14 protein-coding genes are annotated in these 15,061 nt (G+C 63.1%); 3 read left to right on the top strand and 11 right to left on the bottom strand.

What is annotated here, in order from left to right; translation table 11 throughout:
* Positions 1-8: 8 nt before the first annotated feature.
* Genes G5S35_RS29755 through G5S35_RS29765 form a run of 3 tightly spaced genes read right to left on the bottom strand, consistent with a single transcriptional unit; the run spans position 9 to position 3,063 of the window.
* Positions 9-881: an ABC transporter permease gene (locus G5S35_RS29755; RefSeq protein ID WP_074983511.1), complete on the bottom strand. Its 873-nt coding sequence runs from the start codon at positions 879-881 to the stop codon at positions 9-11.
* Positions 868-1,947 (bottom strand): ABC transporter ATP-binding protein, encoded by a 1,080-nt coding sequence (locus tag G5S35_RS29760; RefSeq protein WP_065062469.1) that lies wholly within the window; start codon positions 1,945-1,947, stop codon positions 868-870. The genes G5S35_RS29755 and G5S35_RS29760 overlap by 14 nt, the downstream gene beginning before the upstream one ends.
* Before the next feature lie 45 nt (positions 1,948-1,992).
* Complete coding sequence (locus tag G5S35_RS29765; RefSeq protein ID WP_183039682.1) at positions 1,993-3,063, bottom strand: ABC transporter substrate-binding protein; 1,071 nt, start codon at positions 3,061-3,063, stop codon at positions 1,993-1,995.
* Between the two features lie 157 nt (positions 3,064-3,220).
* Here G5S35_RS29765 and G5S35_RS29770 point away from each other — a divergent pair, with 157 nt between their 5' ends.
* A complete protein-coding gene (locus G5S35_RS29770; RefSeq protein ID WP_065062467.1) occupies positions 3,221-4,141 on the top strand; it encodes a LysR substrate-binding domain-containing protein in 921 nt (306 codons plus the stop codon).
* Positions 4,142-4,159: 18 nt separating this feature from the next.
* On the opposite strand, the gene G5S35_RS29775 is transcribed toward G5S35_RS29770, so the two are convergent.
* The 4 genes from G5S35_RS29775 to G5S35_RS29790 all read right to left on the bottom strand — a co-directional run bounded on the left by G5S35_RS29775 (position 4,160) and on the right by G5S35_RS29790 (position 8,603).
* Positions 4,160-4,561 carry a hypothetical protein gene (locus tag G5S35_RS29775; protein ID WP_231957671.1) on the bottom strand — a complete coding sequence of 134 codons (402 nt, stop codon included), beginning with the start codon at positions 4,559-4,561 and terminating at the stop codon, positions 4,160-4,162.
* Between the two features lie 381 nt (positions 4,562-4,942).
* Entirely contained in the window at positions 4,943-6,382 is a 1,440-nt protein-coding gene (locus tag G5S35_RS29780) for an MFS transporter (RefSeq protein WP_074983514.1), read from the bottom strand.
* A 108-nt stretch (positions 6,383-6,490) separates the two neighbouring features.
* Entirely contained in the window at positions 6,491-7,642 is a 1,152-nt protein-coding gene (locus G5S35_RS29785; protein WP_183039683.1) for a CaiB/BaiF CoA transferase family protein, read from the bottom strand.
* A gap of 10 nt (positions 7,643-7,652) precedes the next feature.
* Positions 7,653-8,603 carry a hydroxymethylglutaryl-CoA lyase gene (locus tag G5S35_RS29790; protein WP_183039684.1) on the bottom strand — a complete coding sequence of 317 codons (951 nt, stop codon included), beginning with the start codon at positions 8,601-8,603 and terminating at the stop codon, positions 7,653-7,655.
* A 134-nt stretch (positions 8,604-8,737) separates the two neighbouring features.
* On the opposite strand from G5S35_RS29790, the gene G5S35_RS29795 reads away from it, so the two are divergent.
* Complete coding sequence (locus tag G5S35_RS29795) at positions 8,738-9,661, top strand: LysR family transcriptional regulator (protein ID WP_065062457.1); 924 nt, start codon at positions 8,738-8,740, stop codon at positions 9,659-9,661.
* Positions 9,662-10,019: 358 nt separating this feature from the next.
* Here the strand turns inward: G5S35_RS29795 and G5S35_RS29800 are convergent, their stop codons facing one another.
* The 4 genes from G5S35_RS29800 to G5S35_RS29815 form a co-directional block, all read right to left on the bottom strand.
* Complete coding sequence (locus G5S35_RS29800) at positions 10,020-10,634, bottom strand: hypothetical protein (RefSeq protein ID WP_065062455.1); 615 nt, start codon at positions 10,632-10,634, stop codon at positions 10,020-10,022.
* 49 nt (positions 10,635-10,683) lie between these two features.
* Positions 10,684-11,457 (bottom strand): molybdopterin-dependent oxidoreductase, encoded by a 774-nt coding sequence (locus G5S35_RS29805; RefSeq protein WP_065062453.1) that lies wholly within the window; start codon positions 11,455-11,457, stop codon positions 10,684-10,686.
* Between the two features lie 2 nt (positions 11,458-11,459).
* The gene (locus G5S35_RS29810; protein ID WP_074983521.1) at positions 11,460-12,050 is read right to left on the bottom strand and encodes a cytochrome b/b6 domain-containing protein; all 591 of its coding nucleotides are present in this window, start codon (positions 12,048-12,050) and stop codon (positions 11,460-11,462) included.
* Between the two features lie 121 nt (positions 12,051-12,171).
* Positions 12,172-13,191 (bottom strand): N-acyl homoserine lactonase family protein, encoded by a 1,020-nt coding sequence (locus tag G5S35_RS29815; protein ID WP_237181595.1) that lies wholly within the window; start codon positions 13,189-13,191, stop codon positions 12,172-12,174.
* Positions 13,192-13,213: 22 nt separating this feature from the next.
* Between G5S35_RS29815 and G5S35_RS29820 the strand changes: the two genes are divergently transcribed.
* Positions 13,214-14,707, top strand: coding sequence for an HD domain-containing phosphohydrolase (locus tag G5S35_RS29820; RefSeq protein ID WP_183039685.1), 1,494 nt, complete (start codon positions 13,214-13,216; stop codon positions 14,705-14,707).
* Positions 14,708-15,061 lie beyond the last annotated feature (354 nt).

Raw genomic sequence — 15,061 nt, forward strand, 5'->3', positions numbered from 1 at the left:
CGTCTCCCTCAATCGAAGATGTGCTTGAAGCGGCGTTCGGCGAGACGGCTGCAACCCATCACGATGGCCACGTTGGCGATCAGCAGCAGCACCGCGATGCTCGCGCCCAGCGGCCAGTTCAGCGTGCCGAGGAACTCGTCGTAGGCGGCGGTGGCGACCACCTTGAGGCGGCGTCCGCCGATCAGCGCGGGCGTGGCGAACGCCGAGGCCGAGAGCGCGAACACGATGATCGAACCCGAAAGCACGCCAGGCAGGATCTGCGGCAGCACCACGCGGCGGAACACGCGCCAGCGCGACGCGCCGAGCGAGAGCCCAGCCCATTCCACTTGCGGATCGAGCTTTTGCAGCGTGGCCCAGACCGACATCACCATGAAGGGCACCAGCACGTGCGTGAGCGCGATGATCGTGCCGGTCATCGTGAAGACGAGGCGCACGGGTTCGTCGGTGATGTGCAGCGCTTGCAGCGCGTTGTTCAGCACGCCGTTGTTGCCGAGCAGAATCTGCCAGCCGAGCGTGCGCACGACCACCGAAATCAGCAGCGGACCGAGCACGATCAGCAGGCAGATCGATTGCCACGGTTTGCGCATGCGTGCGAGCACGATGGTTTCGGGCACGCCGAGCACGATCGAAAGCAGCGTGACCGCGAAGGCGAGCCCCGCCGTGCGCAGAAAGATCACACCATAGTAAGGATCGCTGATGACTTCGAGATAGTTCGATATCGTCCAGCCGCGCTGCACGCCCGCGAGATCGTTGAAGGTATGAAACGACAGCACCAACGTGAGCAGCAGCGGCGCGAGCAGCAGTGTGAGAAACAGCACGAGCGCGGGCGCGGAGAGCAGCCAGGGCGCGGCGCCGCCGCGCGGATCGTCAAGCGTGGCCATGAGCGCTCTCCCGCGTGAGCACGCGCAGATCGTCGTCGGTCCAGGCGAGGCCCACTTCGTGACCTTCTTCCGGCGGCGGCGCGCCCGTGTTCGACTGCGCGACGTGCAACCGCCCAAGCTCCGTATCGACGACGAGCAGCCACTGGTTGCCGACGAACACGCGCGTGGCGATGCGGCCGTGCACGCGCGCGTCGCCGGCATCGCCATTCGCGAGCCGCATTTTCTCGGGGCGGATATAGACGTGCACCGATCCCGCGACCTCGCGGCCTTCGTGCGGTACATGCAGCGTCGTGCTCGCCACGGCCACTTCGGCGCAACGCGGATTGCGGCGCAGCACTTCGCCCGCGAGCGAGTTGGTGCGGCCGAGGAAGGTGGAGGCGAACGGCGTCGCGGGGCGCTCGTAGGCGTCGAATGGCGTGCTCAATTGCGCAATGGTGCCGCGATGCATGACGGCGATGCGGTCGCTCATCGTCATCGCCTCGACCTGATCGTGCGTGACGAGAATGGTCGTGATGCCGAGCCGCTTCTGGATCGCGCGCAGTTCGATGTGCATTTCCTCGCGCAGCTTGGCGTCGAGATTCGACATCGGTTCGTCGAGCAGCAGCAGTTCGGGCTGCATGGCAATGGCGCGCGCAATCGCCACACGCTGGCGCTGACCGCCCGACAGCTCCTTCGGATAACGCGCGTCGAGGCCGGAAAGGCGCACGAGCGCGAGCGCTTCGGCAATGCGTTCGGCACGTTGCGCGCGCGGCATCTTGCGCATTTCGAGCCCGAAGCCCACGTTGGCCGCCACCGTCATATGCGGAAACAGCGCGTAGCTTTGAAACACCACGCCGATGCCGCGCTTTTCGGGCCGCAATTGCGTGATGTCGCGGCCGTCGAGCGTCACGCGGCCGGTGCTCGGCGCGACGAAGCCCGCGATCATCTGCAACGTCGTGGTCTTGCCGCAGCCCGAGGGGCCGAGCAGCGAAAGAAACTCGCCGCGTTCGACCGAGAGGTCTAGTTGCTCGATCGCCGTGAAGTCGCCGTAGCGCTTCGAGATGCCTTGCAGGGTGAGAAAGCTCATGCGCGCAGTCCTTGAAAAGCCGTGGCCAGACGAATCGTTGCGTGCTCAACGCTCGACGGAGCGGTTCCAGCGTTCGGTCCACTCGGTGCGATGCTGGTTGATGGTGGTCCAGTCCATCGCGGTGAGCTTCGCGACCTGATCGGGGCCGTAGGGCACGCGCGCGGCGACCTCCGGCGCGAGCTTGACGGTCTTGTTGACGGGGCCGAGACCGATGGCCTGCGCCTGCATCGCCTGCACTTCGGGGCTCAGCAGGTATTGGATGAACTGCTGCGAGAGTTGCGGCTGGGCGTTTTCGGCGAGCGCGCACGCGGCCACCTGCAGCGCCACGCCGCCTTCCTTCGGGTAGATGAACTTGAGCGGGAAGCCGGTGTTTTGCAGCGCCACGGCGCGACCGCTGCCGTAGGGCGCGGCGATCACGTCGCCGCCTTGCATGAGGCCGTCCATCTCGCCCGGCGTGGGCGCCCACGAGAGCACGTTCGGCGCGACCTGTTTCGTCATCGCCGCGAAGCCGGGGTCGATGTTCTTCTCGCCGCCGCCGTTCAGGCGCGCGAGCATCACGAGCGTATGCAGGCCGTAGGTATTGGTGATCGGCGGCACCCCGAGCTTGCCCTTCAGGCGCGGGTCTTCGAGCGCCTTCCACGAATCGGGCGCGGGCAGGCCGAGCTTTTTGAACGCATCCGCGTTATAGCCGATGCCGGTCGCCACCATGCCCACGCCCACGGCGTTCGGGCCGAGCCGTGCGAGCGGGTAAAGGTCTTTCATGACGGGCGCGTCGTCGACCTTGGCGCACAGGCCGAGCTGCATCGCCTGATACATGGGGCCGTCGTCCATCACCGCCACATTGATCTGCTGATGACCCTTCTGCGCCTGCAGCTTGGCGAGCGTGTCGCTCGAATTGCCCGCGACGTAGACGATTTTCACGTCGTGCGCTTTCTCGAACGGCGGAATCACCTTCTGACGATAAAGCTGCTCGTTCGAGCCGCCCACATTGGCGACGTAGAGCGTGGTTTCGGCGTGGGCGAACTGGGTGCTGGCGCAGGCGGCGCTGAAGGCCAGAAGGGCGGCCGCGCGGGGCAGGGCGAGACGATACGAGCGGCGGCGCAAGGCGTGATCCATGACGACGATCTCCATTCGATTGTGGGGGCCGGCGGCGTAGGACTCGTGCGCCGATGCGTTGCAGTCTCGCCCGCGTTATTCATATCGTCCAATACGAATAAAATAGCCATCTATGCACAGATGATATGGATCAGGGTTAAGCCCAGGAGGGTTGGCAATGAATCTGAAACACGTCGAGGCGTTCCGCGCGGTGATGGTCTCCGGCTCGATGACGGCCGCCGCGAAGGCGCTATTCACCTCGCAGCCCAACGTGAGCCGCCTGATCGCACAGCTCGAACGCGACACCGGCCTCAAGCTCTTTCAGCGCGTGGGCGTGCGGCTCATTCCGACGAGCGAAGGCGAGGCGTTCTTTCGCGAAGTGGAGCGCGCGTATGTGGGTCTGCAAGGGCTTGCGAACGCGGCGGCGCAGATCCGCAATCTGGGCAGCGGTCGGTTGCGCATCGCGGCGATGCCGTCGGCCGGTCTCACGCTCGTGCCGCACGCGCTCAAGCGCTTTCAGGACCGCTATCCGGGCGTGACGGTTTCGCTGCACGTGAACACGTCGGGCACGGTCAATCACTGGACCGCTTCGCAGTTCTGCGATCTGGGCGTGGCGGTCTATGTGAGCGAGGCGTCGAACTGCGAGGTCGAATTGCTCTCGAAGGTGGCGGCCGTGTGTGTGATGCCCGCGCATCACCGGCTTGCGAAGAAGCGCTCGATCCGTCCGGAGGATCTCGAAGGCGAATCGTTTATTTCACTGTGTCACGGCGACGGCACGCGTGCGCAGATGGATGAAGTGTTCGTGCGCGCGGGCGTGGAGCGCGTGCTCGCGATCGAGGCGCAATACACGGCGATCTGCTGCGAGATGGTGCGCAGCGGCATGGGCGTGACGCTGGCGCATCCGATCGTCGCGCGCGATTTCGCCGGGCCCGATATCGCGATCCGGCCGTTCGCGCCCGCCGTCATGTTCCCGATGTATCTGCTGTTTCCGCCGAACCGGCCGCGTGAGCGCCTCGCTTCGGCGTTCGTCGAGGTGCTGGCGGAAACGCACGATGCGCTTGTCAGCAAGCCGTCGGAGAAGGCGCGCACGCGCGGGTAGTGCGCGTGCGTCGCATGTCTACATCGACAGTTGCGGCAATGGCGACTCATTCGAACTCCGCAGGAATCGATCGAGTCGCTGATACGCCTCGATCAACGCCTGCCGTGGCGCGAGAAACAACTGCGTGTCGGCCTGCTGAAGAATGGGCTCGACCAGCGCGCTTTCGACCGGTGAAATACGGCATGTTTCGTCGTCGCCCGCGCGCAGAATGCAGGTTTCCAGTGCGGCTTCGGCGTTCGCGAACTGCGCGATCTCGGTATCGCCGTAACCTTCGCATTGCACGTAGAAGGTGAGATAGACCATCCGCACCAGTTCGCTGACGAGGCGCGTGGTGCCCGCCCAGCTTTTGCAGGCTGCGAATGTAAGGTGATGCGCGAGCGCCATTTCGGTGGCCGTTTTTTCGTCCAGCGGGCGCTGCAAAAACTGGGGAGAAGCAGAGGGGAGCGGTGCGGTGGAGACGTTTTTGCTACGTGACATTAATACGGAAGTGGTGCGACGAAGAGTGAGTGTGAGTCCGAAGATAAAGCGGCTTCACAGCGATTATGCGTGAAACCGCTTGAACGTGACGCCGAACCCGCATGTCGTGCGCTCGCGGGTGATCGGCAACGTCGCGCACAAGCATATACCAGACCGTCTGACACGAAGATGTTGCTCCGCTGACAATTTTGTTAAGTCGCAGATCGATCGACGTGGCCGAAACCGAGGCTGGCCTCAGATTGTCGCGGCCAGTCGTGGAAGCATGCAACGCGCGCGAGTCCATGTTTTAAGGGCCAACGCGCGTGCTTATCGCCTCACGGTGCTTCAGTGATTCAGTTCGTCCAGCCGCATGCCGTTGGTGCGCGGGCCGAATAGTCCAATCGACAAGGCGACCACGAACATGCACGCCGTGATGCCCGTGAACGCGCCCGCCACGCCGAAGTCGCGCAGCAACGCCGCGATGAAGAAGCCGGAGAACATCGCCCCGACGCGGCTCGCCGAATAGACGAGGCCATTCGCGCGGCAGCGGATAGCGGTTGGAAACAGCTCGGCCTGGTAGGCGTGATAACACACCGAGATCGTCTGCCCCGCAAAGCTGATCAACACGCCGAGCGCGATCAGCATCGCCACGCTGCGCGTTTGCGCGAACGCGAGGCCGCACACGATCACGACCAGCGCGCCGCCGACGATCAGCCACTTGCGTTGCAACCGATCGGCGTACAGCATCGACAGCATCGGCCCGACCGGCAGCGCGAACGCGATGATGAACGAGTAAAGCAGACTCTTCGTGATCGTGATGCCTTGCCCGATCAGCAGCGTCGGCACCCAGTTCGCGAAGCCGTAATAGCCGATCGCCTGACACAGATTGAACACGACGAGCATCAGGAAGCGCGATCGATACGGCGGCTGAAGCAGCTCGGCGAACGACGCGCGGCGATGCTCGGGCTGCACGATGACAGGATGCGGCGTCGGCAGCGGCGCACGCGATTGCGTGGCAACGATCGTCTCGATGCGCGAAACGATCTGCTCCGCCGCTTCCGGTTTGCCATGCGAAGCGAGCCAGCGCGGACTCTCCGGCACCGAGCGCCGCACGAACCAGACGAGCAGCGCGCCCGCCGATCCGGCCAGCACGACGATGCGCCATCCGTCGATGCCGAACACCGCGGTCGGCACGAGCCAGTACGAGAGGATCGCGGAGACCGGCGCGGCGGCGAACATCACCATCTGGTTGAAGGCCATCGCGCGTCCGCGCATGTGTTGCGGCACGAGTTCGGTCACGTAACTGTCGATCGTGATGATCTCGACGCCCACGCCGATGCCGGTGACGAAGCGCCAGAACAGCAGCGCTTCCGGCGAGGTCTGGAACGCCATGATCGCCGAGCCGATCGAATACCAGAGCAGCGAAATCGTGAACACGCTGCGCCGCCCGAAGCGGTCCGGCAGCCAGCCGAAGCAGAAGGTCCCGACGAAGAGCCCCGCAAACGTCGCCGCGATGAAACCCGCTATGCCGTTCCAGCCGAAGAACGTGTGCGTCGTCGTGGCGAGCACGCCGCTTTTCGCCATGCCGGGTGCGATGTAACCCGTGAAGATCAGATCGTAGATTTCGAAGAAGCCGCCGAGCGAGATCAGCAGGACGAGCATCCAGAGATGCCGCGTCATGGGCAGGCGATCGATGCGCGCGGCGATTTCCGCGCCGGGTTGAAGGCCGACGCGCACGGCATGCGGGACGAGCGGGACGGCGCCCGCGGGGACGGTCTGCTGCATGAATGTCTCCTGATTTTTTCCAAGAAATGGCATTTCTGACGAATGCTCATGGATGGCGTGAGGCGTTAGTCCGTCATGGCGGCCGCCGGTCGTTGCGCGCGTGATCGTTCATGCGTTCACCCGCGCCTTGAGTCGCGACAGGATCTCCTGCGTGTGTTCGCCGACGCGCGCGAGCGCCTGGCGCACGCCCGGACGGCGGCCGCCCATCGTGATCGGCAGCAGCACGACGTCGGTCGTGCCGCCGTCGTCGGTTTGCATCGGCACGAGGCCGCCGCTCGCTTTCAGATGCGGATCGTTCATCAACTGATCGGGCCGCACGATCGGCGCATACGGGATGCCGGCAGCTTCGAGCTTCGGCGCAAGTTCGTCGACGCGCCGATGTTTGAGGACCTCGCCGAGACAGCTCAGTAGTTCCGCCCGCACGGCGACGCGCAGCGCGTTGGTGGCGAAGCGCGGCGTTTCGGCGAGTTGCGGGCAATGCAGCACATCGCACAGCGTGACGAACTGTTTGTCGCTCACGGCGCCGATGAAAAGCTGCTCGTCGTCGGCGAGTGTGAACACGTCGTAGACGCTCCACGCCGAGACGCGCGACGGCATGGGCGGCGGCGCTTCGTTCGTCATCGCGAACTGCTGCATGTGTTGCGACGACAGAAACACGCAGTTCTCGAACAGCGCGCTTTGCACCTCCTGCCCGAGTCCGGTCGACTCGCGTTCGCGCAACGCGGCGAGCACGCCGATCGCGCCGAACATGCCGCCCATGATGTCGTTGACCGACGTGCCCGCGCGCAGCGGGCGGCCCGCGGGTCCGGTCATGTACGAGAGGCCGCCCATCATCTGCACGACTTCGTCGAGGGCGAGCCGCTTCTCGTACGGCCCCGGCAGAAAACCCTTGTGCGAGACGTAGATCAGGCGCGGATTGCGCGCCGAGAGCGTGGCGTAGTCGAGGCCCATCTTCCGCATCAGGCCGGGGCGGAAGTTTTCGATCATCACGTCGCAGGTGTCGGCCAGTTCGGCGGCCGTTTCGCGGCCCTCCGGCGTGGCAAGATCGAGCACGACGCTCTTCTTGTTGCGGTTGAACGAGCGGAAAAAGCCGATGCCGAGGCCTGGCAGCGAGCGCGTTTTGTCGCCGTCGGGCGGCTCGATCTTGATGACTTCGGCGCCGAGATCGGCGAGGATCATGCCGCACGTCGGCCCCATCACCATGTGCGTGAATTCGATCACCCGGACGCCGTCGAGCGGCAATCGTGTCGTGTTGGCCATGTCGGTTTCCTCAGGCGGTCAGCGCGTCGCGCTTCGACGCGCGCGCGAAAGTGTTGGGCAGACCGGCGCGCCACAGTGCGCCGTGCAGGGTTTCGCCGTCGAGCCAGCGGGCGACCTGCGCGCGCAGATCCAGCAGCGCGGGCAGGTCGAGGCCCGTATCGATGCCCATTTCGGCGAGCATGAACGCGAGGTCTTCGGTCGACGCGTTGCCGCTCGCGCCCGGCGCATGCGGACAGCCGCCGATGCCGGCGAGCGTCGCGTCGAAGCGGTTCACGCCGGTTTCGAGCGCCGCGTAGACGTTGGCGAGCGCGAGGCCGCGCGTGTCGTGAAAGTGGCCGCACCAGAGACGATCGCCGGCGATCCTGCGCGCCTTCGCGAACAGGTCGTGCACGGCGCGCGGTCCGGCGTAGCCGACCGTGTCCGCGATGCTCACGCGATCGACGCCGGCATCGAGCAGCGCCTGCATGCAGCGCAGCACCTCGTCGGGCGCGACGTGGCCCTGAAGCGTGCAGCCGAACGCCGTGCCGATGCCGCCTTCGATCAGCGTTTTCGCGCCCGACGCGTCGCGCGCCGCACGAATGCGGGCGACCTCGGCGATGACCTCATCGGGCGTTTTGCGCAGGTTGGCGAGGCTGTGTTCGAGGCTCGCCGAAAGCGGCACGAGCAGCAGATCGGCCTGTGTTTCGAACGCCTTTTCGGCGCCTTTCAGATTCGGCACGAGCACCGACACCGAGAGGTCCGGCAACGTCTTCGCGAAGGCGGCGAGCGCGGCGGTATCGGCGAGCTGTGGCAACAGCCGGGCGGGCACGAACGAACCGACTTCGATCTCGCGTTGACCGGCCGCGTGGGCGGCGCGAATCCACTCGATCTTCTGTTCGGTCGCCACGATGCGCGGCAGGCTTTGCAGGCCGTCGCGAAGGCCGACTTCGCGGATCACGGCGTGGCGGGGAAGTGGGGGCATGAAGCTGTCTCCGGGAACTCGCCGGTCGTCGAATCGCCAGCGTCGTGCTAACTTTAGACATTCCCGAAAACTAGTAAAGCGGCATTCCGGAAGCACCAGGATTCCGATCCGGAATGTCACAGGAGACAAACACCTTGCGCGATCTCGACCTGAAAACCCTGCGGCTCTTCGTGGCCGTTTGCGATCATCACAACATCGCGCGGGCCGCCGAGGAGGCGCATATCGAGCCGTCGGCGATCAGCAAGCGGATCGCGCAACTCGAAGCGGACCTCGGCGTGCCGCTGCTCGACCGTTCGCGGCGCGGCGTGTCGCCGACCGGCGCGGGTCTCGCGCTGCTCGAACACGCGCGCACGGTGTTGTTCACCGTCGAGCGGATTGGCAGCGACATCGCGGCGTTTGGCGGTGGTTTGCGCGGTCGCGTAAGCATTTGCGCGTCGGCGTCGGCGATCGCGGAAACGCTGCTCGACGATGTCGCGTCGTTCATGCGCGAGCCGGCTAATGCGAATATCCGCGTGGACGTTGAGGAGCGGCAGTCGCACGAACTCGTGCGCCAGTTGCGCGAAGGCGTCGCCAGCATCGGCGTGTGCTGGGACAACGTCGATCTGCAGGGATTGCAGCATCGCGCTTACCGTCGCGATCGTCTCGCGCTGGCCGTGCATCCCGACCATCCGCTGGCGGGCAAACGCTCGATCGCGTTTCGGGAAACTTTCGCGTATGAGCATGTGGGGCTGCCGCCGACCACCGCCGTGCATGCCATGCTTCAACGCGCGGCGGCGAGCGAAGGCGCGGCGCTGATGTATCGCGTGATCGTGTCGAGTTTCGATGCGGGATTCCGGGTTGTGGCGGCGGGACTCGGTATCAGCGTGGTCCCGGAAGAAGTGGCGGCGACGTACACCAGGGTGTTCAAGGTGAAGACGATTCCGCTCGTCGATACGTGGGCGGAACGTCGCTTCGTGGTGTGCTTCAGAAGCTTCGACCAGTTGCAGCCCGCTGCGCAGCGCGTTGTCGATCATCTTGCGCGGCGTGCGGATGAGGCGGGTCGGACATCGAGACCATGAGGCTTCGCTTACCGCGACTGGGTGATCCGCCTCGCCGAAAGGATCGCTAACGGGGAGCACGTCACGACGAGCCGATCGACGTAAAGACCGAAGCATCGATCGGTCGACGCCTCGCTCGATGATCGGGAATTCCGGCACAACATGGCTTCCCCGGTCATCGACTCTTCACACGTAATGTGTGCGGACATTGCAGGCGATCGCGCGCGGGCGAGTCATCCGCTCCTGTTCGGGCGAAATGGATTTGCCCTTGAATGGCGCGATATTCGGATTCACCGAGTCGTCAATGAAAGCGAATTGGCCCGCAGGAGGCAGTGCGACCGTGATCTGCGGCCAGAATCACGGCGCAATTCATGCCGTATTACATCGGCGGGGCGACGCCATCCTTTTCGACCACGACAAGCTTGCCGTCAAACGTGCTGGACGTCTTCGGAATCGCCACGACAAAGACCTTTTTGCCAGCGATCAATTCCGCGCGCGTTGCCGGGATCAGCGTGACGACCGGCACGTTGGCGGGCACGTTGATGGTGTTGGATCCGCCTTTGTATGAGAGTGTGAGATCGCGGCCGCTGGTGCTTTGCACCACGGTGTCCACGTTGGCATTCGTCATGGTGCTGTTCGCACCGAGGTCCCACGCGTAGTGGCCTTCGCCCGTTCCGCGCGCCGCTTCAGGGAAGACCAGTACTTCCCTGGCCGTCAGTTTGCCGTCGGGGCCGGGAATCGCGGCCGCGCCGACATAAGAGCCGGGTTTGATGTCGGCAAGCTGGATCGCCTTCACGGCGTTGACACCGGCCGACTGCTGCATATCGATGGTTACGGTGTCTCCACTGCGCCGATGCACTTTGAGCGCGTTGCCGGCGAACGACACGATCTCGCCGCGAATGCGTTCAGGCTTATCGGCAGGCGTGCCTGCGAATGCCGCGCCGGCGAGCGTGAATGCTACAAAGCAAAAGGCAATTTTGAAATGAGTGGGCATAGTTGCTCCGAGAGCGGGTTGGGTCGAGAAGAAATCGGCTAATGGGCGTTCAGGATCCACCGAACCAGTTGTAGCCCTGGTTTTCCCAATAGCCACCGGGAAATTCGTTGCCGACGGTAATGGCGACGATGTGTTTGGGGTTCTTGTAGCCGAGCTTCGTGGGAATGCGAAGCTTCAACGGGAAACCATACTTTGCGGGGAGTGTGGCGCCGCCGTAAGTCAGCGTAAGGAGCGTCTGGGGATGCAGCGCCGTTGGCATATCGATGCTGGTCCAGTAGTTATCGGCGCAGTGCAGGGCGACATATTTCGCGGTCGTATCCACGCCGGCGCGCAAGAGAAAATCGGAAAACCGCACGCCGCCCCATTGACCTATCGCGCTCCAGCCTTCAATGCAGATATGCCGCGTAATCTGGCTCTGCTGCGGCATCGCGTGTAATTCGTCAAGCGACCAGATGCGTTTTCCTTTCGCGAGACCGCTGACTTCAAGCCGATAAGTCTGCCTGTCGACCTCCGGAACTTCGTCGATGTCATAGTAAGCATTGAACGGAAATGGCCGCGTAATCATCGATTCCGGATACGTCGGGGCCAGTGTGTTCGGATTGAACATGACGGCTTGTACGCGATCGTTGAATGAAGACATTCTGCGCAGCAGGGTATTGACTGATTCTTCGCTCTTCAGATCGCAACCCGACAATAAAGCGAGTCCGCCCAAAGTCAGAATGCGTTTGCCAAACAGGCGTCGTGAAGACGACGGGAGTGCTTTTCGCGCGTCTTTGATGATCGATGCGCCGTCGAGCTGCCGTACGGTTTTCCGCGAAGTCATGGTTAGCGTCCCCGGATCATGGTGAGCAAAGACCGCGGAACCAGCGCGACCATTGCGACATGGATGGCAAAAAAGCCGACCAGAACACTCATTGCGAAGAAGTGGACGACGCGTGCCTGATCGAAACCGCCCATCGACGCACACAGAAGCGGCAACTGCACCGGCTTCCAGACAGCCAGACCTGACAACACCACCAGCACGATGTCAGCAATCACGACGAGATAAGCCAACTTCTGCACGGCGTTGTATTGGCCGGGATCGCCGTGACTGAGCTTGCCGCGCAGTGCCGCAACGAGGTCGGTGACTACTGCACGAAGACTGAGCGGCAAGAATTTTTCACGCAGGCGTCCTGTGCTGAGATTCGCGACGAGATAAGCGCCGAAATTCGCGACCAGTATCCACATGAACGCGAAATGCCAGAGCAATGCTCCGCCCAGCCATCCACCCAACGTGATGGAGACGGGAAATCGAATGGCGCTGAAAATGGGCGAAGCCTCATACACTTGCCAGCCACTCAAACACATGACGATGACGGCGACAGCGTTGACCCAGTGGAAAATGCGAACCCACGCGGGATGGATTGGTGCATGCATCGAGACAACCTCGCTGTCGACGAAATAGAATGGGGAACGGGCGCCTGGAACTATCGCATCCGGGGACGCAGACCGTTATCGGTCGAATGACCGATGGATCGCCACGCCTCCAATCTTGCTTTCAGTAAATCCAGGCAGGAGCATGCGGCAACGTTGCGCTTTGCATCGTGTCGTGATTGATCCAGATTCTGGCCCCTTCCTTGCGGGCCAATTCCTCGATCTTGCGCATCGAAGCGACCGAAGCCTCACGATCAGTGCTGAACGAAGGGACTCGACGATATTGGAGGTCGAGGCAGTTGTGCGCGACGTCTCCACCAAGAATGACCGGGCCGGTACGAGGAAGTCGAACGAATAATGAGCAATGCCCAGGAGTCAGTCCGGGCGTGTGGATCAGGCGAATGGCCCCGTCGTCGAACAGATCGCAATCTCCTTGCAGGAGTTCGACCTCGTTGTCGCGCATCGCCGAATAGAACTCAGGCAGATAGCCGAAACTGTCCGCTTGTGTGCCGAACATCGCCTCGTGTTCGTGCTGCTGAACGAACCATTTGGCGTTTCTGAATAGACAGGAATTGCCGACATGATCATAGTGCGCATGCGAAAACATAATAATGTCGACGTCGTCAGGGGAGAGACCGATCATTTCGAATTGGGCGGCGATCGTACGAACCACGATGGCGCGCATACCGTCAGCAACGATTTTTCCGCCGGGATGGGCGTAGAAAGCGTCGGGCGTGCCGGTGTCCCAGAGCAGCCATTTTGCTTTTTGACGAATCAGGTAGGCATTGCAACTGAGCGTTGCTGGCACACCGACGCTCACGCCGGGCAAATAGATCGATCCGTCCTCGACTCGAGTCAGCCCGCCGTCGAGGATGCAGATTTTTTCCACGCTTTCCTGCATGTTGATCGTTCCCTTTCCCTTTATGCGAGCCCGCATGCCAGAACGCCGGAACGCCCGATTTCCGACATTGCGTCGCCGCTGGCGGCATGAAAAAAGCGTGTCCGCTGGCTCGCGATGGCCGCCGTGGAAGTCGCAAACGGCGTGACGGGTGAAAATCATCGCGGCGAAGTCGCGGCGGCGGTATCGGTCGAATGACCGATTCGCCCAGCAAGATCTGTTGCGTATATAGTGATCAACATGCATTTACTCGCGTTTATTTTTCTCCATGACGATCGCTGACCCGAAAAGCCAGACGCCGATTCGAGTATTTGATTCGGTAAAGGCACTCGCTTTCATTGGCGATCTGAGCATGGGGCAGCCAACCGATCATTCGTTGCGTACAGGTTGGATTGCCGCGCGTCTCGCGCAGGCAGCCGGTCTGAACGCGGACGAAAACGCAACGGTTCGCGAGGCGTCGCTGCTGCGATGGTCCGGCTGCACGGGTAACGCGGCGGGATTCGCCGAGGTGTTCGGCGACGACATCGCGATCCGCGCGAAGATGGTCGAAAACCGGCCAGGCTGGATCGAACCGCTCGGCGCGCTCGGGGGGCCCGCCGCGGTGCTCATGCCGCTCGCGCGGATTCATTGCGAGGTGTCGGGCGAAGTCGCGCGTTTGCTCGGGCTCGCGGGACCGACCGAAAACACGCTGCGCCACATCTTCGAAGCATGGGACGGCAGTGGCACGCCCCACGGTGTCGCGCGTGACGCGGTGCCGATGTCGGTCTACGTGGTCGCCCTCGCGGGTGATCTGGAGGCGTTCGGCCGCGTGTACGGCGTCGAGCGTGCAATTGCACTCATCAGGCAGCGCGCCGACGCGCGTTATCCGGCGCATCTTGTCGATATCGCGGTATCCAATGCGCCTGCCTGGCTGCAGGAAATCGAGAAAATGCGCGATGTCGATTTCGATCGTGCGTTGTCAACGCCGGCCATGCAGCAAGCTTCGTCGGCGGAGTTGATTGCTGACGTCGTGGATCTCAAACTTCCGTGGATGACCGGCTTCTCGCGCCGGGTTGCGGCAACCGCGGCAGCGTGTTGCGAGCGGCTGGCCCTGGACGAAGCGGCACAATCACGCGTCTATCGTGCTGGTTTGCTGCACGGCATTGGACGTGCCGCGGTGCCGAACAGCATCTGGAATCAGGACACGTCTTTGCCCGCGAGCGCGTGGGAAAAAGTGCGGCTGGTGCCGTACTGGACTGCGCGGGCTGGCAAGCAAACAGGCGTGCTCGCACAGGCGACCGAGCTTGCTTCATACGCGTACGAACGGCTGGATGGCTCCGGCTATTTTCGCGGTCTGAGCGGCGCCGCGTTGACGCTCGAGGCGCGCGTGCTGGCGGCTTCGGTGGCGTGGGTCGCGTTGCGCTCGCGGCGTCCATGGCGTGCCGAATTGCCTGCCGATGAAGCCGCGCAACAATTGCGTAACGAGGTGGCCAACGGCCGGCTGTGTAGCGAAGCCGTCAATGCGCTGCTGGCCGAAGGGCAGGCGTTCGCGAGATCCCCGATCATTCCGGTGAAAGCCGCGCAGCACAATGTGCATTTGACCGTACGTGAAATCGAGGTTCTGCGTGCGATCTCTCTCGGGTCGAGCAACAAGGAAGCCGCGCGTGAGTTGACGTTGAGTCCGAGTACGGTGCGTACGCATGTGGAAAGCATTTTCCGTAAGCTCGAATGTTCGACGCGCGCGGCGGCCACGCTAAAAGCATCGGCGATGGGCCTGCTCTGATGAAGGCAATGGCGTCTTCATAGTCATCGCGGCCACCAGGGCATTCCGAGGGGCGTTGTCCGCGCTCGTCTGCTTGACTCGAAGCCGATACAAAATATCACTACGGCGGTTTCGGCACGTTGATCGACCAGTTCGACCAGTCGGTCGCCGGCCTCAAGGATTGCGAGCAGGCCGTTGTCGCCGCAATTGGGCAGGATCTGACGAAGTCGCAGTAAGGGCTGCGATAAGTGCCGCCAGGTCCTCGGCATCGCGAAGCGTCGGCGCTTCGATATGGCCACGCGAGATCGCCGAGGACGGGCATACGAGGACTTATCGGCTGGCGACCGTCTTCTGCCGCCGCACGTCGGCATACAT

Origin of the sequence: Paraburkholderia tropica (assembly GCF_014171495.1) — a bacterium.
GTDB classification, from domain to species: domain Bacteria; phylum Pseudomonadota; class Gammaproteobacteria; order Burkholderiales; family Burkholderiaceae; genus Paraburkholderia; species Paraburkholderia tropica.

Bases quoted from the DNA above. Each gene is read 5' to 3' on its own strand.
- G5S35_RS29755 (WP_074983511.1), bottom strand. From the start codon at position 881: ATGGCCACGCTTGACGATCCGCGCGGCGGCGCCGCGCCCTGGCTGCTC.
- G5S35_RS29760 (WP_065062469.1), bottom strand. From the start codon at position 1,947: ATGAGCTTTCTCACCCTGCAAGGCATCTCGAAGCGCTACGGCGACTTC.
- G5S35_RS29765 (WP_183039682.1), bottom strand. From the start codon at position 3,063: ATGGATCACGCCTTGCGCCGCCGCTCGTATCGTCTCGCCCTGCCCCGC.
- G5S35_RS29770 (WP_065062467.1), top strand. From the start codon at position 3,221: ATGAATCTGAAACACGTCGAGGCGTTCCGCGCGGTGATGGTCTCCGGC.
- G5S35_RS29780 (WP_074983514.1), bottom strand. From the start codon at position 6,382: ATGCAGCAGACCGTCCCCGCGGGCGCCGTCCCGCTCGTCCCGCATGCC.
- G5S35_RS29785 (WP_183039683.1), bottom strand. From the start codon at position 7,642: ATGGCCAACACGACACGATTGCCGCTCGACGGCGTCCGGGTGATCGAA.
- G5S35_RS29790 (WP_183039684.1), bottom strand. From the start codon at position 8,603: ATGCCCCCACTTCCCCGCCACGCCGTGATCCGCGAAGTCGGCCTTCGC.
- G5S35_RS29800 (WP_065062455.1), bottom strand. From the start codon at position 10,634: ATGCCCACTCATTTCAAAATTGCCTTTTGCTTTGTAGCATTCACGCTC.
- G5S35_RS29805 (WP_065062453.1), bottom strand. From the start codon at position 11,457: ATGACTTCGCGGAAAACCGTACGGCAGCTCGACGGCGCATCGATCATC.
- G5S35_RS29810 (WP_074983521.1), bottom strand. From the start codon at position 12,050: ATGCATGCACCAATCCATCCCGCGTGGGTTCGCATTTTCCACTGGGTC.
- G5S35_RS29815 (WP_237181595.1), bottom strand. From the start codon at position 13,191: ATGCATGTTGATCACTATATACGCAACAGATCTTGCTGGGCGAATCGG.
- G5S35_RS29820 (WP_183039685.1), top strand. From the start codon at position 13,214: ATGACGATCGCTGACCCGAAAAGCCAGACGCCGATTCGAGTATTTGAT.